The sequence below is a fragment of the Ardenticatenales bacterium genome (assembly GCA_020634515.1).
GTDB lineage: Bacteria > Chloroflexota > Anaerolineae > Promineifilales > Promineifilaceae > JAGVTM01.
This window is the reverse complement of sequence record JACKBL010000002.1, coordinates 389367-409654: the sequence shown is the minus strand read 5'-3', so window position 1 is coordinate 409654 and position 20288 is coordinate 389367. Positions and strand designations below refer to the sequence as shown.

Here is a 20288-nt window from a genome sequence, read left to right as displayed (position 1 = left end):
GACTGGAGCATTCTAAAAAGAAACGGCTAAGCCCCATTGGACCAATCTCCAGAGAGCGTTAGTCGTTACCTAAAAGAATGCTCCAGTCCAGTTTTATCGCCCAAAGGCCGCCGCCAGCAGCGCCCGCCCCACCTCTTGCGCCGCGCCCACATCATCGCTCCCCTCAATAATCACCACCACCGCCAACCGCGGGTCGCTGGCGGGCGCCAACCCTAAATACCAGGCGTTTGTGCTGCCCCCCGGACCAGACAAAGCCAACGCCACATGCTCAATCGTATCTTTCTGACGCGGCAGGGCGGCCAGGATCGCCGCCGCCACACGGCTCGGAACCACCTCGCGCGGCGGCGTCAGTTTGGTATACGTTTGCCACGCCCCATGCGGCCCGCCCTCCGCAATCGCCGCCACCAAACGCGGCTGGCTCAAGACACCCCCATTCGCCAGCGCCATCCAGGCCATCCCCAGTTGCAGCGGCGTCACCGTCAGATTTTCCTGCCCCAACACAGCCAGACGCATATCCTGAGGTGGCGTCGCCTCGCTCGTTTCCGTCACCAACGGCAGTTCCGGGGCCGTGGTCAACCCAAAATCGGCGAAAATCTGCTGCAATTCCGCGGCTTGCAGCACACTCTCCACGGTTAACATGGGTGCGGGACAGCCATACCGCAGCGCGTCCGCCAGATGTGTGACGTCTTCCGGCTGGTTCGCGCAGGTAAGAATGCTGTCCAACACGGGCACGGGCACGGTCGCATCGGGAACGGCGTTGTCCAGGCTCAGGCGGTCCGTAGCCACCACCCCGGCCAGGATGAAGGGTTGCAGCGCCAGGCCGGGCTGGTACCGCCCCTGCGTAGCCCGATTCAACAGCGGCGCATCTTCATCCGCCATGAGCGCGTCAAACTGCTCATCAAGTTGATTAGGGTCGAAAGTTGGATGACTGACCAGCGCGCGAATGGCGGTGTCGGAAAGCGTAAACAGGAGTACCGCGCCGCGGCGGTCGCCCAGAAGCGTCTCGGCGGCCTGCTGCCAATCGGCGTCCAGCGTCAGGCGCACGTCTTGCCCCACCTGGGGCATGTGCAAGACGTTTCGTAAAGCCAGGGTACGCCAGTCGCCGGTTTCGCCGCGCAGAATGGGGTCGAGTCCTTGTTCAATGCCGGCAATTCCATGTCGCAAACTATAATAGCCCACCGCCGGACCCATATCCGCCAGCGGATAGACGCGCTGAAATCGCTCCCCCTCCGCCACACTCCGCGCCAACACCCGGTCCTGGCTGTCGAGAATCTCCCCACGCTGGATACGCAGCTCCGCCTCCACCAACCGCGGGTTATCGTCACGCGCCAGGATGCCGCCCGCCCGCACCCCCGCCCAGTAAACGAGCGACACGCCCACGGCCACAAACGCCAGCAAAATCGCCAGATTCAAGCGGCGCAGCCGCTGCCGCTGCGCCTTCATTTGCGCCTCATCATCGTCTTTGTCACACCCCTGGCGCGCAAGCCCTGTTGATCCCGCTCCGCCGACAAGAACAAAAGCAGCCCCACCATCACAAAGCTCACCAACAGCGAACTGCCGCCGTAACTGACAAACGGCAGCGTCACCCCGGTCAGGGGCAGCAACTTGACGACGCCGGCCATGATCAAGAACGACTGCGCCGCAAACAACAGCGAAATCCCCGTCGCCAGGTAGAAGTGAAACGGACGCCGCGCCTGCATGGCGATATGCAAGCCGCGATGCACCAGCAACAGGAAACAGGCCACTATCCCCAGGCTACCGATGAGGCCCCACTCCTCGCCGATGGCCGCAAAAGCGAAGTCGGAATGTACTACGGGAATGTACCCCGGAAAACCCTGCCCCACGCCTGTGCCGGTCAGACCGCCGGCGGCCAGGGCGTAGAGTGATTGCACGATCTGAAAGGCGCGTCCGGCGGCGTCCGGCCAGGGGTTCCACCAGGCATCCACGCGCAAGGCAACCACATCAAAGAGGAAGTAGGCAAAAATGCCGGCAACCGCCAGCAACCCCAAGCCAATCCACAAATAACGCTTCTCCGCCGACGCCAGGTACAACAGTAGCAAAAACACGAGGAAGAACAGCGTGGCCGCGCCCAGGTCCCGCTGCCACACCAGCAGCACCACGCAGAACCCCCACATCAATAGCAGGGGAGCCAGGTAGGGCAGCGCCCCAAACAAGCCCTGCCGCGTCTGCAGCAGCGACTCCCGCTCGGCGAAGTAGCTGCCGAGAAAGATCACCAGCAGCAGTTTCATCAACTCCGATGGTTGAAAAAACACGCGCCCCAGCAATGGGATTTTTAACCACAGGGTCGCGCCAAAACCTGACGGATTGACGCCGAACAAGAGCGTCGCCGCCAGCAGCAGCAGCCCAAACGTGAGCCAGGTGTAACGGTAGCGACGCAGGAAGCGCAGGTTTCGCGGCAGAACAGCCGTCGCCAACATGGCCGCCATCCCTAATGCCAACCACAATATCTGTCGCGGCAGAAAATTGGCCGCCAACCGGTCTTGCAGCACCAGCCCCCACCCCGTCAGCAAACCCACCAGGGGCAGCAACAAGGCATCATGGGTGGGCTTGTATCGGTTGAGCACCCCGTGCGCTATCGCCACCAACCCGGCCCACACCATCGGCCCCCAGAGATGCTGCCAGCGTACCGCCCCCGACAACGCCAGGCTGAGCGCCAACCCATTCAGCAGCACGAATGCCGCCGCCAGCAGCAGCAGCCACCGCTGCCTTATCCGCTGCACGACAAACAGCCGGTCCAGCACATCCTCACTCTGCACTCGTCCAAGATATATTCAACCTGCCAATTGGCAAGTTATTGGCGTCGGCCACGATTCGCTCATTCCCGCGCACTTGATCGGTCGTTGGCCGGAATGCCGGCATTTAACCGCCTATCCAAACGCCCACAATGCGAGCCTATCCCGCCTGGAGGTAGTCGTCTACCAACAGCGCCAGGCGCCGGCGCGCGGCGGCGGAGATGCGCGCGCGGTCGGTGATCAACGCATCTTTCAGGGCGGAATGCGCGACAAACGGAGCCGCCCATTCGTCCATGGTGCGCACCATGTGGCTGATGGCCGCCTGGGCTACCTGGGTATTCCCGATCAGCGTGCGGATAACCATTTCCACCGTCACGGGTTGTTCGCTCTCGTGCCATACGTCGTAATCGGTGACGTGCGCCATGCAGGCGTAGGCCATTTCCGCCTCCATCGCCAGAAAAGCTTCCGGGCTAGTCGTCATGCCAATAATGCTCATGCCCCATTGGCGGTACAGTTGGGATTCGCCTTTGGTGGAGAAGCGCGGCCCTTCGATGGTGATGAATGTGCCGCCTTCATGTGTAACGCCGCCAACGGCGCGCGCGGAACCAGCGAGGATAGCGCTGAGTTCGGGGGAGAAGGGGTGAGCAACGCTGACGTGCGCCACCAGGCCCTCGTCAAAGAAGCTCATCGCCCGCAATCCTTTGGTGTGATCAAACAGTTGGTCCGGGACAACAATGTGCCCCGGCGCGTAATCTTCGCGCAACGAACCACAGGCGCTGACGGAAACGATGTATTTCACGCCGAGGCTCTTGAGGGCGTAGATGTTGGCGCGATAGGGGACCTCGCTGGGGTTGAGGATGTGTCCACGCCCATGACGGGGGAGAAAGGCAACGCGCCGCCCATGCAGGCGGCCAATGATGATGGCATCGGAAGGATCGCCAAATGGCGTCGTGACGCGCTCCTCGCTGACATCCGTCAACTCGGCCATGTTGTAAAGTCCGCTGCCGCCGATCACGGCAAATTCAATGTCTGACATGCGTGTGGGTCTCCTTTGAGAAAGTTGACGGTTGGTAGTTGGAAGGTGGCAGGCTGCTGCTTCTCCCGCGAAAACACCTTGTCGGCGAATGGGAGATCGGGTAAATCATCGCAACTCGACCCCCTCCCGGAGATTGGACCAATTTCATGCGCTCAACGGCCATCTTCACCAGAAAACCGGGAAAATTGGTCCAATCTGGCTTAGCAGTAACCTCCTAATTATTAGAAGTTGGCTGCTGCTTGTTGGCCGTCTTCTTACGTTCCAGCCATTGCGTGAGGTCTTTGAGTTGTCGTTGGGCAAGGGCAAGTTCTTGCTCCAGCTCTCGGATACGGGCAGTTGCCAGTTGGCGCACGGAGTATAGCGAGCGTTTTTGCTCGTCAAAAGTGGCTTGCAATTTTTCTAAAGCGAGGTCACGTTCCACCAGGGTCGTTTGCAGCCAGGCCAAGCGCTCTCCCTGAGCGGCCACGGATTGGTGCAGCACGTTGGCTTCTTGTTCGCTGGCATTCCGCTGCGCCTGCGACTGACGCAGTTCGGCAGCAAGGCGGTCTGATTCCAATTGGGCGGCCTCTTTGTATTGAGCCAGCCCGGCTTCCAGTTTCTTAGCGCGGCGCTCGGCGGCATAGAGAAGCTCCGTGAGGCGACTGACATTGGTTTTCCATTTATCCACCAGCCGGGCGCGCTCTTCCAACTGGGCGAGCAACCCGGCATTTTTCGCCTGGGACCGCGCCAGAGACTGTTCTCTTTCCGCCAGGTCCTGCTGCGTCACCTGTAGAGACGCCTTGTACCACACTAGCAGATCGACGGACTCATTCGCCTGCGTCGTGGCCGTGGCCAGCGCCGCCTCCAAATCTTCCTGACGCGCCAACGCGGCCTGCAAGTCAGCCGCCCGCGCCGCCGCCGCAACCAGTTCCTCACGCGCGGCCTCGGCTTCTTGCAAACGGGTCCGCAACTGCGCCAACTCCGCCTGGCGCGTTTCTAACTGAGTTTCCAAGTCATCTCGCTGCGCCCGAAGCGCCTCATACCGCTGCGTCACGTCCTTCTGACTGGCGCGCAAATCCGTCAAGGTGGCGAACGTTTCCTCCTGCAGCGCCAATTGACCCTGCATTTCATCCCGTTCCAGGCGCAGCCGTTCACGTTCCCCTTGCGCCCGCGCGTAAAGCTGCTGTAGTTCCGCGAGGGCGGCCTCGGCGGCTGCCTGGGCTTCCTCCGCCTGTGCCAACGCATCCCGCTCCGCGCGCGTTTGCGTCAACTGGCGACGCAGTTCCGCCCGTTCTTCGCGCAGGGTTGCTGCCAGTGTCGTTTGCTTTTCGAGTTCCAATTGGGCTGCCTGCAATGCGTGTTGAAGCTCCGCCGCCTGTGATTCCGTCACTTCGGCCAGTTCTTGCCAGCGGAGCAACGCCTCTTCCTGTTCCGCGGAGTGGAGCAAACTTGCCTGCATGGCGCTCTCCAGATTATGCGCCCGCTCCGTCATCTGGCGCAGCTCCTCCAGCGTTTGTCGCCAGTCAGATTCCAGGACCGCCTTTTGTTGGCGCAGCAGGTCGGTTGCTTCTTGCTGGTCGTTGAGGGCCTGGGCGGCGGCAGCGTGTTCCGCCTGGCTCCGCGACAGATCGGCTTCCAATTGGGTGCGCAAGCCCGTTTCCGCGGCCAGTTCCGACTCGCGGGCAGCCAGGTCTAGCCGGGTTTCTTGCAGGCTCTGGTGGGTCGTTTGCAGGTCCGCCCGCGTCGCCTGTAATTCATGGCGGAGGGTAAACACTTCGGCGACAGCGTCGCCTGCTTTTTGCGCCAGTTTTTGCTCAAAGGCTTGCTCGAGTTCGGCGCGTCCGGCAAGGGCTGTGGCGGCTTCGTTTTCGAGGCGGTGGATGAGGATTAGTTGGGGAGAAGGGGCTTCAGGAATGGCGGTGGGGGGAGATGGAGATGCCGGCATTTCACCATCCCCATCTCCACTTTCCAAAAACATCGCCGGCATATCCGCCAGCGAAAAATCCGCCTCATCCAGCGTATTCAGGCGACCGCGCACGTGGCCGCCAAGAAACACCTGGCAAGCGCGCGTATAAATGTCGCCCCACACCTGGCCCCCGGCATGGACGATGATCTCTCGCGCGAAAATGTCGCCGCGCACCAGACCACGCACCTCAACACGCGGGGCAATGATCGCACCGATGACCACGCTTTGTGCCGGCACGGACACCGACGTATCCACCCGCAAATCCCCATTATGCACCCCAGAAATCTTCAGTCCCAGGCGCAAAATGCGGGCCAGAAAACCGCGGTCTGCTTGCTTGTGCGTGAACGACAAAGACATGGGCGCAAAATGCCTCTTGAAGAATGAAGATGACGTGAGAGAGGCGCAAAGGCATGGTCGGTCAACGACATTTTTGCCTTGCACCCAGATTGCCCACAAGGGCTATAATAGTAACTCAGGATAGAAAAGGGCACAATGAGGAAATATCGCAGCCATCAGGCGGCAGGTAGCCGCCGCGAAGCATCTTCATTGTGGGAAAATCAATGGATCGCCCCAATGAAAACCCTCCCCCGTCCATCAGGCCACTGTTTTGTTGCTTGAATACTCGTGGCAAGTCTGATAAACTGCCAGCCATATGCGCCGCTTCCGTCAAATCACCCTGGTAATGGTCATTCTCAGCCTGCTGGCTTTCCTGGCCAGCGGCGGTGGTGTGGCGCGCGCAGCGGAGCTGCCCGTACCGGAGGTAACGGGGTACGCGCAGATTCCGGGAGAGGTACAATTAGAGCTATTCCTCTCGCCGCCCGTGACCAGTCCGGGGGAGCAGTTGACGGCGACGTTTGTGGTCACGAACCGGGGACAGGAGCCGGCCGTCCCGTTGATCGACATTCCGCTGCCGGCATTTCTCGACCTCAACGTGGGGATCATGCCGGCATCCACCAGCTTCGACCTCACCACCAACCACATCACCTGGCAGCCCCTCGTCAAACCAGACGCCAGCCAGCAAACCATGTCCCTCCAATTCCGCGTCGGGGCCGCCGAAGTCAACGCCCCTGAACGCAGCTTCGCCGTCAACATGCAGCGCGGCAAAGAAACCCTCAGCGCCACCGCCACCTACTGGGTCGGCCTCCCCCCCACCGCCAGCATCATCGTCAATCCCTTGCAGCCCGCCGTCGGTCAGCCGGTGCAGTTGCTCGCCAAAATCGACGGCTCCGGACCATTCGTGCAGGTGTGGCAGACGGGCGACCAGCGCGAACTGGAAGCAAACGATCCCCTCGTCGTCTATCCCGTCGCCGGTGAATACCAGATCACACTGCACGTCGCCAACCCCCTCGCCGCCACCCGCGTCACCACCGTCATCCAGGTCGTGGACACGCTCACCGCCGCCTTCACGCCAGACGACTCCACCCCCGCCGTCGGACAGATCATCCGCTTCGCCAACCTCAGCGGTGGCACGCCGCCGCTTCACTTCCTATGGGATTTTGGCGACGGCCAGACCAGCGGCGAACGCCAGCCGGCGCACCAATATGCCGATGCCGGCAACTACAACATCAGCCTGACGGTGCAAAACGACAGCGGCGGGCACGCCTCCTTCGTCTGGCCGCTGACGGTGGGCATACCGCCGCAAGCGCAGCTTTATCTGCCGGAAACGGTCAACATGGGCGAGGCCATCACGGCCCAGGCGGCGGGCGATAACACCGTCACGGGGTATGCCTGGGACATGGGGGATGGGGGCGTCTACGACGGCAGCAGCGTGAATCACGTTTTTTGGACCGGGGGAGACCATTACGTGGTGCTCACGGCGCGCAATGAGTACGGCGAAACAAAGGTGGGGCAATGGATTCGCGTTAACACGAACCTGGGGCGCACCATTTTCCTGCCCCTGCTGGCATTGCCCGGCGCGCAATATCCCGGTGCGCCGCTGGCTCCCGCGGACGCGCCACAGACCAACGCGGACGCGCCACAAGCCAATGTGGTCTCGCTCAGCGCGGAACGCAGCTACGAGGCGTTTGAACCCATCCAACTGGACCCCGCCCCCCTACCGGAAACGGCCACGCCGGCGGAGCAGTTGCTCTGGTACATCAACGAAGCGCGCCGCCTGCACAGCCTGCCCCCGCTCTCCTACGTCTACGAAATGAGCGTGGCCGCGCAACGACACACGGAAGATATGGCCGTCAACGAGTTCACGGGGCATGTCGGCTCTGACGGTTCCCGCCCGTTTGAACGGTTGCAACAGTACGGTTATGAGGGCAACTACGGCGGCGAGACGACGGCGTGGGGCTTCGACGAGGCGCGCCGGGTGGTGGAGTTTTGGGTGAATAGCCCGCCACATCGGCGCATTATCCTCAATAATCGGGCGGTGAGCGTGGGCGTGGGGTATACGGCCGATTTTGGCGCACCCAACGTGTGGTATTGGGTGGCGGAGTTTGGGCAACTTCCTGATCCGGTGGTGAAGGATGGGGGATAGTAGGTGGTTGGGAGTAGGCGTTTATGTATCGTTCGATAATTGATGCCGCTGATTTGCTGCCACACGTGGGCGACGCGGACTGGATAATCGTGGATTGTCGCTATACGTTGGCAGATGTCGATGCCGGCATCCGCGCCTACGAAACCGGCCACATCCCCACCGCCACCTACGCCCACCTCGACCACGACCTCTGCGGCCCCCCCTTCACCGACCAGGGACGCCACCCCCTCCCCTCCCCCGCCGCCATGTCCCGGCTATTTTGTCGCCTGGGTATCAACAAAGAGAAGCAAGTCGTTGTTTATGATGACGTCGGCGGCGCATACGCCGCCCGTCTCTGGTGGATGCTGCGCTACATGGGGCACACCGCCGTCGCCGTCCTCAACGGCGGCTGGCAGGCGTGGGTTGCCGCCGCCTATCCCACGCGCGGCGGCGTGGAAACCCACCCGCGCGCCCTCTTCATCGGGGCCACCAACCACGACTGGCTCATCGAAATGGACGACGTGCCCACCGCCGCCTTGCTCGTCGATTCCCGCGACCCACCCCGCTATCGCGGCGAAATTGAGCCGATTGACCCCGTCGCCGGGCACATTCCGGGAGCCGTCAACCATCCTTATGCCCAGAACCTGGACGCGAACGGGCGCTTTTTGCCGGCAGCGCAAATCCGCGCGCAACTGGAACAACTCCTCGGCGAAATCCCCCCCGCCGAAGCGGTCTACTATTGTGGCTCCGGCGTCACTGCCTGTCTGAATCTGGTCGCGCAGGAATATGCCGGCATGGAACCGGGCAAATTATACGTCGGCTCCTGGAGCGAATGGTCCCGCCTCAAAATAGGGACCGGTGGCTGACCTTGTCCGTCGCCCGCGCCGGCGGATGCCGGCACAGGGAACCCCCCACCCATGAAACGAACCGAGGAGCACCTTCGCCTGGAGGCCCACCGCACGCGCCAGGCAAACTGGAAAAACTGGGGGCCTTATCTCAGTGAACGCGCCTGGGGAACCGTGCGCGAGGATTACAGCGCCGACGGATCGGCCTGGGACTACTTTCCGCACGACCACGCCCGCAGCCGTGCCTACCGCTGGAATGAAGATGGACTTGCCGGCATTAGCGACCGCAATCAGTACATCTGCTTCGCCATTGCCCTTTGGAACGGGCAAGACCCCATTCTCAAAGAGCGTCTCTTTGGCCTCACCGGACCCGAAGGCAACCACGGCGAGGACGTGAAAGAGCAGTACTTCTACCTGGACAACACCCCCACCCACAGCTACATGAAGATGCTCTACCGGTATCCGCAGCGCGCCTTCCCCTATGCGGACCTGGTTGCGGAAAACCGGCGGCGTGGCTTTGCCGAGGCGGAGTATGAACTGCTGGATACGGGCATCTTCGCCGATGACGTCTATTTTGACGTGCTGGTGGAGTACGCCAAGGCGTACCAGGAAGACATCCTCATCCGCGTCACGCTCACCAATCGCGCCCCGCAAGCGGCCAACTACTACCTGCTGCCGACTATCTGGTTCCGCAATACGTGGCGTTGGGGTTACCCCGACGGTCCGATGCGCGATGTGCCGGCAAAACCCTCACTGCAACAGGTCTCGCGGCACGAAAATGTCTCCACTATCGCCTTGCGGCATGGAAATGCCGGCAACTACTACCTCCACGCCGACGAACAACCCGCCCTGTTCTTCACCGAAAACGACACCAACAACGAGCGCCTCTTCCACACCCCCAATGCCGGCCCCTACGTCAAAGACGCCTTCCACCGCCACCTCGTCAACGGCGAACCCGGCGCCATCAACCCAGATCAGGTCGGCACCAAAGCCGCCGCCTACTACCACGGCTCACTGGCCGCCGGACAATCCATCACCTTCCGCCTGCGCCTGGCAGAATCGGCGGACGAAATGCCCGCCCCCTTCGCCCATTATGAGGCCATCTTCGCGCAGCGGCAGGCGGAGGCGGATGCGTTTTACGAGGCGCTGCAGCCATCGCACTTGTGCGCGGATGAACGCCTGATCCAGCGGCAAGCCTTTGCCGGGCTATTGTGGACCAAACAGCTTTACTACTACGACATGGAGCAATGGTTGGCGGGCGATCCCGGCGCGCCACCGCCGCCCACCACCCGCCGGCACGGGCGCAACAGCGAGTGGATTCACCTCAGCAACTTCGACATCATCTCCATGCCGGACAAGTGGGAATACCCCTGGTATGCCACCTGGGACCTGGCCTTTCATACCGTCCCCCTGACGCTGTTGGACCCCGATTTTGCGCGGCGGCAGCTTATCTTGCTCACCCGCGAATGGTACATGCACCCCAACGGCCAACTTCCCGCCTATGAATGGGCTTTCGGCGACGTGAATCCGCCGGTGCACGCCTGGGCCGCCTGGCGCGTGTTCAAAATTGACGCCAAACAGTCGGGCCGCCGCGACCGGGAATTTTTGGAGGCGATTTTCCACAAGCTGCTGCTGAACTTTACCTGGTGGACCAACCGCAAAGACGCGGATGACAATAACATTTTCCAGGGGGGCTTCCTCGGACTGGACAACATCGGCGTTTTTGATCGCAGCGCCCAACTGCCCACCGGCGGCCACATTGACCAGTCGGATGGCACGGCCTGGATGGGATTTTACTGCCTGGAGATGATGCGCATCGCCCTGGAACTGGCGAAAGAGGAGCCGGTTTATCAGGACCTGGCGACGAAATTCTTCGAGCATTTTTTGCGTATCGCTTACGCCATGACGGGCGGGCGGGAGGACAACGTCAGCCTGTGGGATGAGGAGGATGGCTTTTTTTATGACGTGCTGCACTTGCCTGATGAGCGCGTTGTGCCGCTGAAGGTGCGGTCGCTGGTGGGGCTGCTGCCGCTGATTGGCGTGCAGGTGATTGAGCAGGAGATGCTGGACATCATGCCTGTTTTCGACCGGCGCACGCATTGGTTTTTGGAGAATCGGCCTCGTTTGAGTGGGCATATTGCCGGCATGGACATCCACGGAGTCGGACATCGCCGCCTGGCCTCCTTCCTCACGCGCGAACGCCTGCTGCGCCTGCTACACCGCATGTTGGACGAAGAAGAGTTTCTCTCCCCCTATGGCATCCGCTCCCTCTCCAAATACCACGAACAGCACCCATACGACTTCTTCGTCAACGGGCACGATTATTCCGTCAGCTACCAGCCCGCGGAGTCACGCAGCGGCGTATTCGGCGGCAACTCCAACTGGCGCGGTCCCGTCTGGTTTCCCATCAACTTCTTAATCATTGAGGCGCTGCAAAAATATCACCACTTCTATGGGAACAGTCTCACCGTGGCCTTCCCTACCGGATCAACCAACCAGATGACGCTAGGCCAGGTGGCGACCGAGCTTTCGCGGCGGTTGATCAACATTTTCCGCGCGGACGCAGCGGGGACACGCCCCGTCTTTGGCGAGCAATCCATCTGGCGCGACAATCCGCACTGGCGCGACCTGATTCTGTTTTATGAATACTTCCACGGGGATGGGGGCGGCGGGCACGGCGCCAGCCATCAAACGGGCTGGACGGCACTAGTGGCAAAGCTGATTCAGCAGTCGGGGCGTGAGGAATAAGAAAAGGAGCGTGACGCACATGGCGAAATGTGCGTCACACCGCCAGGCAGATGTTAACGGCCAAATTTAGCGCGCAACAGGTCGGTTAAGGCAGGCTGGCCGATGGATTGCAGTTCGTAGCGCACGCGCTGGCTGGGCAGGTTGATGTCAATCAGGCGGCCCAGGTCAATCGGCGTGGCAATAATCACGAGGTCGGCGGGGGTGCGGTTGATGGTTTCCGCCAGATCGGCCATTTGCTCGTGGCCATAGCCCATTGCCGGCAAAACCGCCCCCGTAGATGGATATTTCGCGTAAGTGCCGGCAATGGAGCGCACCGCATAAGGCCGGGGATCGATAATCTCCGCCGCGTCAAAACTGCGCGCCGCCACCACGCCCGCGCCATACGCCATTTCTCCATGCGTCAACGTCGGGCCATCCTCCACCACCAACACCTTCTTACCCCGAATGGCATCCGGATCATCCACGAAGATGGGCGAAGCCGCCTTCACGATCGGCGCGGTCGGGTTCACGTGGCGGATATTCTGCTGCACCGTGATCACATTATCGTAATCGGCAGTGTCCACCTTGTTGATCACCACCGCGTCCGCCATGCGTAAGTTCGCCTCGCCCGGATGGTAACGCAGTTCGTGTCCCGGGCGATGCGGGTCCGTGACCACCACATGGTAGTCCGACTGGAAGAAAGGCACGTCATTGTTGCCGCCATCCCAGACGACAATGTCCGCTTCCGCCTCCGCCTGGCGCAAGATCGCCTCATAATCGACCCCCGCGTAAATCACCGCCCCCATCACCACGTATGGCTCGTACTCTTCCCGCTCCTCAATGGTGCAGTTGTGATGATCCATGTCCGCGTAGGTGGCAAACCGCTGCACCGCCTGCGCCGCCAGATTGCCGTACGGCATCGGGTGGCGCACCGCCACCACCCGCTCGTACCCCATCTCTTGCAGCGCGCGCACGATGTGGCGCGAGGTCTGACTCTTGCCGCAGCCGGTGCGCACCGCGCCAATGGAGACGACGGGCTTGCTGGATTTTAGCATGGTGCGCCGCGGCCCCATCAGGCGGAAATCCGCCCCCGCCGCCAGCACCCGCGAAGCCAGGTGCATCACATATTCATGCGACACGTCGGAGTAGGAAAACACCACCTGGTCCACGGACAGGTCGGCGATCAACTGCTCCAACTGCGATTCGGCGTAAATGGGGACACCATCGGGGTAAAGATTGCCGGCAAGTTCGGCGGGATAGCGACGATCATCGATATTGGGGATTTGCGTAGCCGTGAAAGCAACCACCTGATATTGCGCGTTATCACGAAAAACGGTGTTGAAATCATGGAAGTCACGGCCAGCGGCGCCGGCGATCAGAATTCGTTCGGGTTGTGTGGAAGCCATTTTGTCTCCTTCAAGAACACCATGTGAAGCGAGTTTCAAACTCGCTTAATAAAAGTTGACGTTTGAAAGTCGATGTTGGTAGTTGGTAGTTAATGGTTGGTAATGTCGGCAGTGTCTCCTGTTCACGGATAGCACAATAATCCGCGAAATCCTGATTTGAACCAGGTGTGACCGTCACATCGTGTGACCGTCACATCGTGTGACCGTCACATCGTGTGACCGTCACATCGTGTGACCGTCACATCGTGTGACCGTTTTCAACACCTTGTGGGCGAGTTTCCAGCTCGCCAGAAAAAGCAGGCACTCGATAGCCGGCGGCAGCTAGAAACACTAACGGGCAATCGTCGCGCTGCCTCCGCGACGGAAACCAGGCGATAATAACAAACAACGGCGTATTCCACCATACTTTATTTCATCGTCAGTCCTTGATGCCATTTGCACATGACCGCGCGTGTTGCCGGCATCTTCGCGGCACTGCCAGAATCGGGAACGGGAATCGCCACCGCACGGCGGCCTGGCGTTAAGATCGGGTTTATTTATGTTCATTCAGGTTGATCTTATGAAAAGTAATGTTATAATGCCTGTGAGCGCTATCTGACATAATCTGTACACAGCGGCGTTTCCTTTTTTGGCTACACGAAGAAAAGTAACTGGTTGCAGCGCACGAGAGAGATGTGTTGTGCCGGCACAAATACCAAGGAATTGGTCATGGAAGAGCAACTGGCCGCCTTTCTGGAATTCCTGCAAACAGAACGCAGCTATTCCGAGAACACAACCGCGGCATATAAAAACGATCTGGGGCAGTTCGTCAGTTTCCTGACAAACAACTACAGTACCATCGCTTCCTGGAATGCCGTCACGTCCGCCATTGTTGCCAACTACGTGACCTCCATGAAGGACAGTGACTATGCCTCATCCACCGTCGCCCGCAAAGTAGCCGCGCTCAAATCCTTTTTCCACTACCTGAACGCCCGTGAACTGACCGAGTCGGATCCCACGCAGCAAATTGACTCGCCCAAAGTGGAAAAGCGGCTGCCCAATACGCTCTCCAATGCGGATATTGAGCAGCTATTGCAGGCCCCCACCAAAGAACAAACACCCAAACATTTGCGCGACTCGGCATTGTTGGCGCTGCTATACGCAACCGGGATGCGCGTGACGGAAGTGGTGTCGTTGACAGTAGATGACATCAACCTGGAAGATATGCACCTGCACAGCCCGGGAAGAGACGGTGATGAGGCAAGATTCCTGCCATTTGATGCCGGCACAACCCACACCCTGCGCCAGTATCTGGAAAAAGGCCGCCCCCACCTGCGCAAACGCGCCGAAGAAAAAGCCCTCTTCCTCAACCATCGCGGACAACAACTGACAAGGCAAGGACTGTGGCTAATTATCAAAGCCTATGCCAAAGAAGCCAACCTCAGCGAAAACGTTACGCCACACACGCTGCGCCACAGCTTCGCCGCGCACAAACTGCAAAGCGGCAGCAACCTGCAAACCGTGCAACAGCTCCTCGGGCATGCCAATATCTCCACCACGCAAATCTACGCCCAAATCGACAAAAACGACACAGACGAAGAAGAATAAACGCAAGACTTGAGGTAACGGCTAACCCTCTCCTGGGCTGAGTTAGTTACCACTTGACCAGTCTTGAAGACCGCTCGAACCTGACTCTTGGACAGGCCCCAAACGGAAGGAACAACATGCCTGAGATATTCGGTCGCGCGCAATATGAAGCCGCGGCGACGGCAGTACGCCACGCCAGCCGCCACAAACCCACCGTAGGACTGATCCTCGGATCCGGTCTGAGCAGCCTGGCGGAAGAAGTAAGCAACGCAGACATCATCCCGTACGACGAGATTCCCCACTGGCCCGTCTCCACCGTCTCCGGACACGTAGGCCAGGTCGTTTTGGGTCGTCTGGCGGATCAATCCGTCATGGTTCTGCAAGGCCGCACCCATTTCTACGAAGGCTATCCCATAAGCCAGGTCACGCTGGCTATGCGGGTGATGAAGCTGCTCGGCGTGCGCACGCTGATTGTGACCAATGCCGCGGGCGGGATCAACGCATCCTTTACGCCGGGCGACCTGATGCTGATCAAAGACCATCTAAACCTACCCGGATTGGCGGGGCAAAACCCGCTGCGCGGCCCTAATGACGAACTGTTCGGGCCACGCTTTCCCGATATGACGGAGGCGTATGACCTCGAACTGCGCCAGTTGGCGCACCAAATCGCCGTGGCGATGAACCTGACGCTGCGCGAGGGGGTCTATGCCTTCGTGGGCGGCCCCAGCTACGAAACACCCGCGGAACTGCGCTTCTTGCGCGCCGTGGGTGCGGACGCCGTCGGGATGTCTACTGTACCTGAAGTGGTGGTCGCCCGACATGCCGGCATGCGCGTCCTGGGCATCTCCACCATCACAAACATGGCCGTCCCAGACCCCACGCCGGGCACAACCCTGCAACACGACGACGTGCTGCAAGTGGGGCTGCAAATCGTCCCCCGCCTGCGCCAACTTGTCATGGGCGTCCTGAACCACTGGCGCGCAGCGTGACCGTGGACGGGGGACGGAGATCAAGGCGTCCTGTGCGTACACTGGCCCCTTGCCCCAACCACCCATTGCAACCCACGAATGCCACGCTTGAAACGTAGGCAACCCACCTTGCACTCAGTTTCATACGCACTTGCATAGAGAACGCCCAGAGATTCCCTCTATCCCTCTCCCCGACATCCCCCGGTCAGGTATAATCCTCGCGTATCTATACAAATCTATGCTGAAGAGATTTTGATGGAAAGAATCTACGTCTTTCTCATCCGGAACGACATCTGGATTTATATTTTGTGCGGACTGGGGCTGTTCTGGTACGGCAGCGAACTGCTGCGCGCACGGCGAATACTGCGACAAGCCATGTTCAACCTGGAGCGAGAACGAGGGCGGCGGGCGCGCAATAGCGCCTTGTTTTTTGTCGTCGTGCTGCTGGCAATTGCCGGCAGCGTCGCCTACGTCAACACCGAAATCGCCCCCACCCTCCCCGCCGACCTGCTGCGCGCCCCCACCCCTACACTCGACCCCTTCCACCTGCCTCTATCCTCCCCCACCCCCGTCCGCAGCACGCCCCGCCCCGTCAACACCCCCACCCCGCCCCTCGTCCCCACCGTCACGCTACCTGAAGATGCTTTGCAAGCATTGGCCACCGTCGCCTCCAATCCCGTCGCCACCCGCCCCAGCGACACCAACGACGGCACGCCCGCCCCACCCGACACAACCGCGGCTACACCAGAGCCAGTTGCCAACTGTCCCGAAAACGTGAACCTGAGCGCGCCAAATGCCGGCAGCGCCATCAGCGGACTCGTTCCCTTCAGCGGCACGGCTACCGCCGCCAACTTCAGTTTCTACAAACTGGAAATCAACGGACCACAAACGGACAACACCTGGGCCTCGCTGCTGGGACGCACCATCTCCCAACCCGTTTTCGCCGGGCTGCTGGGCAGCGGCAACTTCAATGGCTGGCTCCCCGGTGCATACCGCGTACGTCTCATCGTCGTAGACGCCACCGGCAACGAACAGGGAAGTTGTACGGTGGACATCAACATCAACTGACCCACCCCTTCCTCATCTATTCTTCATGAACGACAGTTGATTATTTACCACGATTTTGCTAAAAACAGACTCGTCTCCCTATTAAAATTACTTGAAGTGTGACCTATCCCTGGAGGAAAGGCACATTTCATCCCAGGCACTCCTAGCAAAAATAAAGAACACTGTGAACTGGCATCAGCAATCCATCACTGACATTGTGGCCGAATTAGGTACCAATCTACAAACCGGACTCACGGACCAGGAGGTCGCTGCCCGTCGCGCCAGCTACGGCGCGAACGAACTGGCGGCCCGTGGCGGCAAGCACCCGCTGCGCATTCTGTGGGAACAGATCAGCAGCACCATGGTGCTCATCCTGATCGCCGCGGCGGTGATTTCCGGATTGCTGGGCAAAGCAACGGAAACCGTGGCAATTGGGGCTATTGTCGTGCTGTTCGCTCTGCTGGGCTTCGTGCAAGAGTATCGCGCGGAACAGGCCATGGCCGCGCTAAAGAAACTGGCCGTGCCCATGGTGCGGGCGCGGCGCGGCGGAAACGTACAAACATTATCGGCGCGCGAGTTGGTGCCGGGTGACGTGATTTTGTTGGAGGCGGGCAACGTTTTGCCGGCAGACATCCGCCTCACTACCAGCGTCAATCTCATGGTCCAGGAAGCCGCGCTCACGGGCGAATCGGAACCCGTGGAAAAGGATACCGCGCCCCTGGACAAAGCAGAAATTCCCCTGGGCGACCGTCGCAACATGGCCTACATGGGAACCATCGTCACCTATGGACGGGGCGCGGGCGTCGTCGCCGCGACAGGCATGTCCACGGAACTGGGCAAAATCGCCACCCTCATCCAGGATGTGACGGACAGCCAGACCTTGCTGCAACGGCGGCTAGACCAGGTCGGCAAGACGCTGGCGATTTTCGGCGTGGCCGTCGCCGCACTGGTGATGCTCATTGGCGTCTGGCGCGGTGAAACCTGGAGCGAGATGTTCCTCACCGCCGTGAGCGTGGCCGTGGCCGTCGTACCGGAAGGCTTGCCTGCCGTTGTCACCATCACGCTGGCACTGGGCGCGCAACGAATGCTCAGACGACGCGCCCTGATTCGCAAGCTGCCCGCCGTGGAAACCCTCGGCTCCGTGACAACCATCTGTTCCGACAAAACAGGCACGCTGACGGAAAACCGAATGACGGTGACGGTGATTGACGTGGCCGGGCACAGTTTGCAGTTGGTGGGTACGGGGCATCCCGCGCCCGCGCTGCAATTGCCCGACACGACGCCCCTGGACGGTCAGCCGCCGGCCATCAGCCTGGCCCTGATGGGGGGGGCGTTGTGCAATGACGCCTCGCTGCAGCCCGACCCACAAACGGGACGCTACCTGGCTCTTGGCGACCCCACGGAGGGGGCGCTGTTGGTGGCGGCGGCGCAGGCCAATCTGCGCCCAGAGGCGGCGCAGGCGTTGTTGCCGCGCGTGGGGGAGTTGCCCTTTGATTCGGAGCGCAAGCGGATGACGACGGTGCATCAATGGCCGTTTGCGGAGGAAATGCCGGCATCACTCTCCCCCCTCACCCCCATCGCAAAACCTTATCTCGCCTTCACAAAAGGAGCCGTAGACGGGCTGTTGGAAAGCTGCGCCGCCGTCTGGGTGGGAACGGAGACACAGCCACTTGATGAAGCGTGGCGGCAGCGCATCGCCCTGGCGAATGACCAGATGGCGCAAAAAGGCATGCGCGTGTTGGGTGTGGCGCTGCGCTGGTGGGCGACGCCCCCCACAGGCCAGGCGACGGCGATTGTTGAAAGCGACTTGACCTTTATTGGTCTCGTGGGCATGATTGATCCCCCCCGTCCCGAAGTCAAACAGGCGGTGGCAACTTGCCGGGATGCCGGCATCCGCCCCATCATGATCACCGGCGACCATCCCCTGACCGCCCGCTTCATTGCCTACGAACTGGGCATCTCCGACAACGGGCGCGTCAAAACAGGGGTGCAAATCGGTCAGATGTCCGCCGCTGAACTCTCCCAAACCGTGCAAGAAGTCTCCGTCTACGCCCGCGTTTCCCCGGAACACAAGCTGCGCATCGTCGAATCGCTGCAACAAAAAGGGCAAATAGTCGCCATGACGGGAGACGGCATCAACGACTCCCCGGCACTGAAAAAAGCGGATATTGGCATCGCCATGGGCATCACGGGAACGGATGTATCGAAGGAAGCGTCGGAAATGGTGCTGCTGGACGACAATTTCGCCACCATCGTCGCCGCCGTGGAAGAAGGGCGCGTTATTTACAACAATATCCGCCAGTTCGTGAAGTTCTCAATTGCCGGCAACATCGGCAAAGTCATCGTCATGCTGTTCGCGCCCTTGCTGGGCATCACCGTGGCGTTGCTGCCCCTGCAACTGCTCTGGCTGAACCTGCTCACCGACGGTCTGCTCGGGCTAGGTTTGGGCGTGGAACCGGCGGAGAAAGGGGTCATGCGGCGACCGCCGCGCTCGCCACGGGACAGCATCTTCAGCGACGGCATGGGACTGCACGTAGCCTGGGTGGGCATCCTCATTGGTCTGATCGCCCTGGGGTTGGGCTACTTCACGTATGATCCCCAAAATCCGGCGGATACCACCTGGCAAACGATGATCTTCAGCACGCTCGCTTTTCTGCAAATCGGGCAGGCGCTGGCTTCCCGCTCCGCACGCGCTTCGCTGGTATCACTTGGATGGCGCAGCAACCCCGTGCTGCTGCTCATGGCGGTCTTGACCCTGGCCCTACAGTTGCTCGTAATTTACGTGCCCGCGCTGGACGATTTCTTCCGCGTCACACCGCTGACGGGGGCACAATTGGGCGTCACGCTCGCCCTGGGCACGCTCGCCTTTATCGCCATCGAGGGAGAGAAGTGGTTCTATCGGCGGCGTGGCGGCTAAAGGCTGCCGTCGTTATTGATTTCCGCGACTGGGTCGGCCACGCCGGCGTGCGCCACACGATAAAAGCAGAGCATCGTCGTCCCATATTGCCGCCGGTCCTCCAGCCGCAAATGCCGCCAGGCCACTTCGCGGAACTCCTTCGGATGAATCTGCGCCACGACCAGGCCATCATCCCGCGCCAGCGGCGCCGGCTGCGCATCGATGATCTCCAGGGCGCGCAGCCACATCTCGCGGTACTGCGGTGGGGCCACGTAAATGAGGTCAAATGGGCCACCCGCGCCCGATCGCAGCAGCGAAAAAGCATCCCCCTTACGCACAACCGCGCCCGCCGTCAGTTCTGTACTCCGCAGATTGTCGCGCAGCACGCGAATGGCCTGGACGGCGCTGTCCACGAAGACGACTTCGGCGGCTCCCCGGCTAAGCGCCTCAATGCCCACCTGCCCCGTGCCGGCAAATAGGTCCAACCACCGCCCCCCGGTCACCTCATCCTGCAAGATGTTGAACAGGTTTTCCTTCACCCGATCCGTGATCGGGCGCGTCGTGCTGCCCCCCACCATCTTCAACTTCCGCCCTTTGGCCTTGCCGCTAATCACGCGCATCGCAAACTCACTCAAAAA

General features: G+C 60.7%; 13 protein-coding genes. 7 read left to right on the top strand and 6 right to left on the bottom strand.

Features of this window, described 5'->3' with window-relative positions:
* Positions 1-93: 93 nt before the first annotated feature.
* The 4 genes from H6650_06215 to H6650_06200 form a co-directional block, all read right to left on the bottom strand.
* Positions 94-1443: a hypothetical protein gene (locus tag H6650_06215; protein ID MCB8951593.1), complete on the bottom strand. Its 1350-nt coding sequence runs from the start codon at positions 1441-1443 to the stop codon at positions 94-96.
* On the bottom strand, positions 1440-2777 hold the full coding sequence (locus H6650_06210; protein MCB8951592.1) for an FtsW/RodA/SpoVE family cell cycle protein: 1338 nt from the start codon (positions 2775-2777) through the stop codon (positions 1440-1442). The genes H6650_06215 and H6650_06210 overlap by 4 nt, the downstream gene beginning before the upstream one ends.
* Positions 2778-2913: 136 nt before the next feature.
* Entirely contained in the window at positions 2914-3789 is an 876-nt protein-coding gene (gene mtnP, locus H6650_06205; protein MCB8951591.1) for an S-methyl-5'-thioadenosine phosphorylase, read from the bottom strand.
* Between the two features lie 214 nt (positions 3790-4003).
* On the bottom strand, positions 4004-6091 hold the full coding sequence (locus tag H6650_06200; GenBank protein MCB8951590.1) for a polymer-forming cytoskeletal protein: 2088 nt from the start codon (positions 6089-6091) through the stop codon (positions 4004-4006).
* Positions 6092-6386: 295 nt separating this feature from the next.
* Between H6650_06200 and H6650_06195 the strand changes: the two genes are divergently transcribed.
* The 3 genes from H6650_06195 to H6650_06185 are packed head-to-tail and all read left to right on the top strand — an operon-like array spanning position 6387 to position 11788.
* Complete coding sequence (locus tag H6650_06195; protein ID MCB8951589.1) at positions 6387-8216, top strand: PKD domain-containing protein; 1830 nt, start codon at positions 6387-6389, stop codon at positions 8214-8216.
* 23 nt (positions 8217-8239) lie between these two features.
* Positions 8240-9061 carry a sulfurtransferase gene (locus H6650_06190; protein MCB8951588.1) on the top strand — a complete coding sequence of 274 codons (822 nt, stop codon included), beginning with the start codon at positions 8240-8242 and terminating at the stop codon, positions 9059-9061.
* A gap of 51 nt (positions 9062-9112) precedes the next feature.
* Positions 9113-11788, top strand: coding sequence for a glucosidase (locus H6650_06185; protein ID MCB8951587.1), 2676 nt, complete (start codon positions 9113-9115; stop codon positions 11786-11788).
* A gap of 53 nt (positions 11789-11841) precedes the next feature.
* Here the strand turns inward: H6650_06185 and H6650_06180 are convergent, their stop codons facing one another.
* Entirely contained in the window at positions 11842-13173 is a 1332-nt protein-coding gene (locus H6650_06180; GenBank protein ID MCB8951586.1) for a GTPase, read from the bottom strand.
* Positions 13174-13881: 708 nt separating this feature from the next.
* On the opposite strand from H6650_06180, the gene H6650_06175 reads away from it, so the two are divergent.
* The 4 genes from H6650_06175 (at position 13882) to H6650_06160 (ending at position 19671) form a co-directional block, all read left to right on the top strand.
* Positions 13882-14760, top strand: a complete 879-nt coding sequence (locus H6650_06175; GenBank protein ID MCB8951585.1) for a tyrosine recombinase — start codon at positions 13882-13884, stop codon at positions 14758-14760.
* Between the two features lie 116 nt (positions 14761-14876).
* Entirely contained in the window at positions 14877-15728 is an 852-nt protein-coding gene (locus H6650_06170) for a purine-nucleoside phosphorylase (protein MCB8951584.1), read from the top strand.
* 234 nt (positions 15729-15962) lie between these two features.
* Positions 15963-16775, top strand: a complete 813-nt coding sequence (locus H6650_06165) for a hypothetical protein (protein ID MCB8951583.1) — start codon at positions 15963-15965, stop codon at positions 16773-16775.
* 163 nt (positions 16776-16938) lie between these two features.
* On the top strand, positions 16939-19671 hold the full coding sequence (locus H6650_06160) for a cation-translocating P-type ATPase (protein ID MCB8951582.1): 2733 nt from the start codon (positions 16939-16941) through the stop codon (positions 19669-19671).
* Here the strand turns inward: H6650_06160 and rsmD are convergent.
* Entirely contained in the window at positions 19668-20270 is a 603-nt protein-coding gene (rsmD, locus tag H6650_06155; protein ID MCB8951581.1) for a 16S rRNA (guanine(966)-N(2))-methyltransferase RsmD, read from the bottom strand. The genes H6650_06160 and rsmD overlap by 4 nt on opposite strands.
* Positions 20271-20288 lie beyond the last annotated feature (18 nt).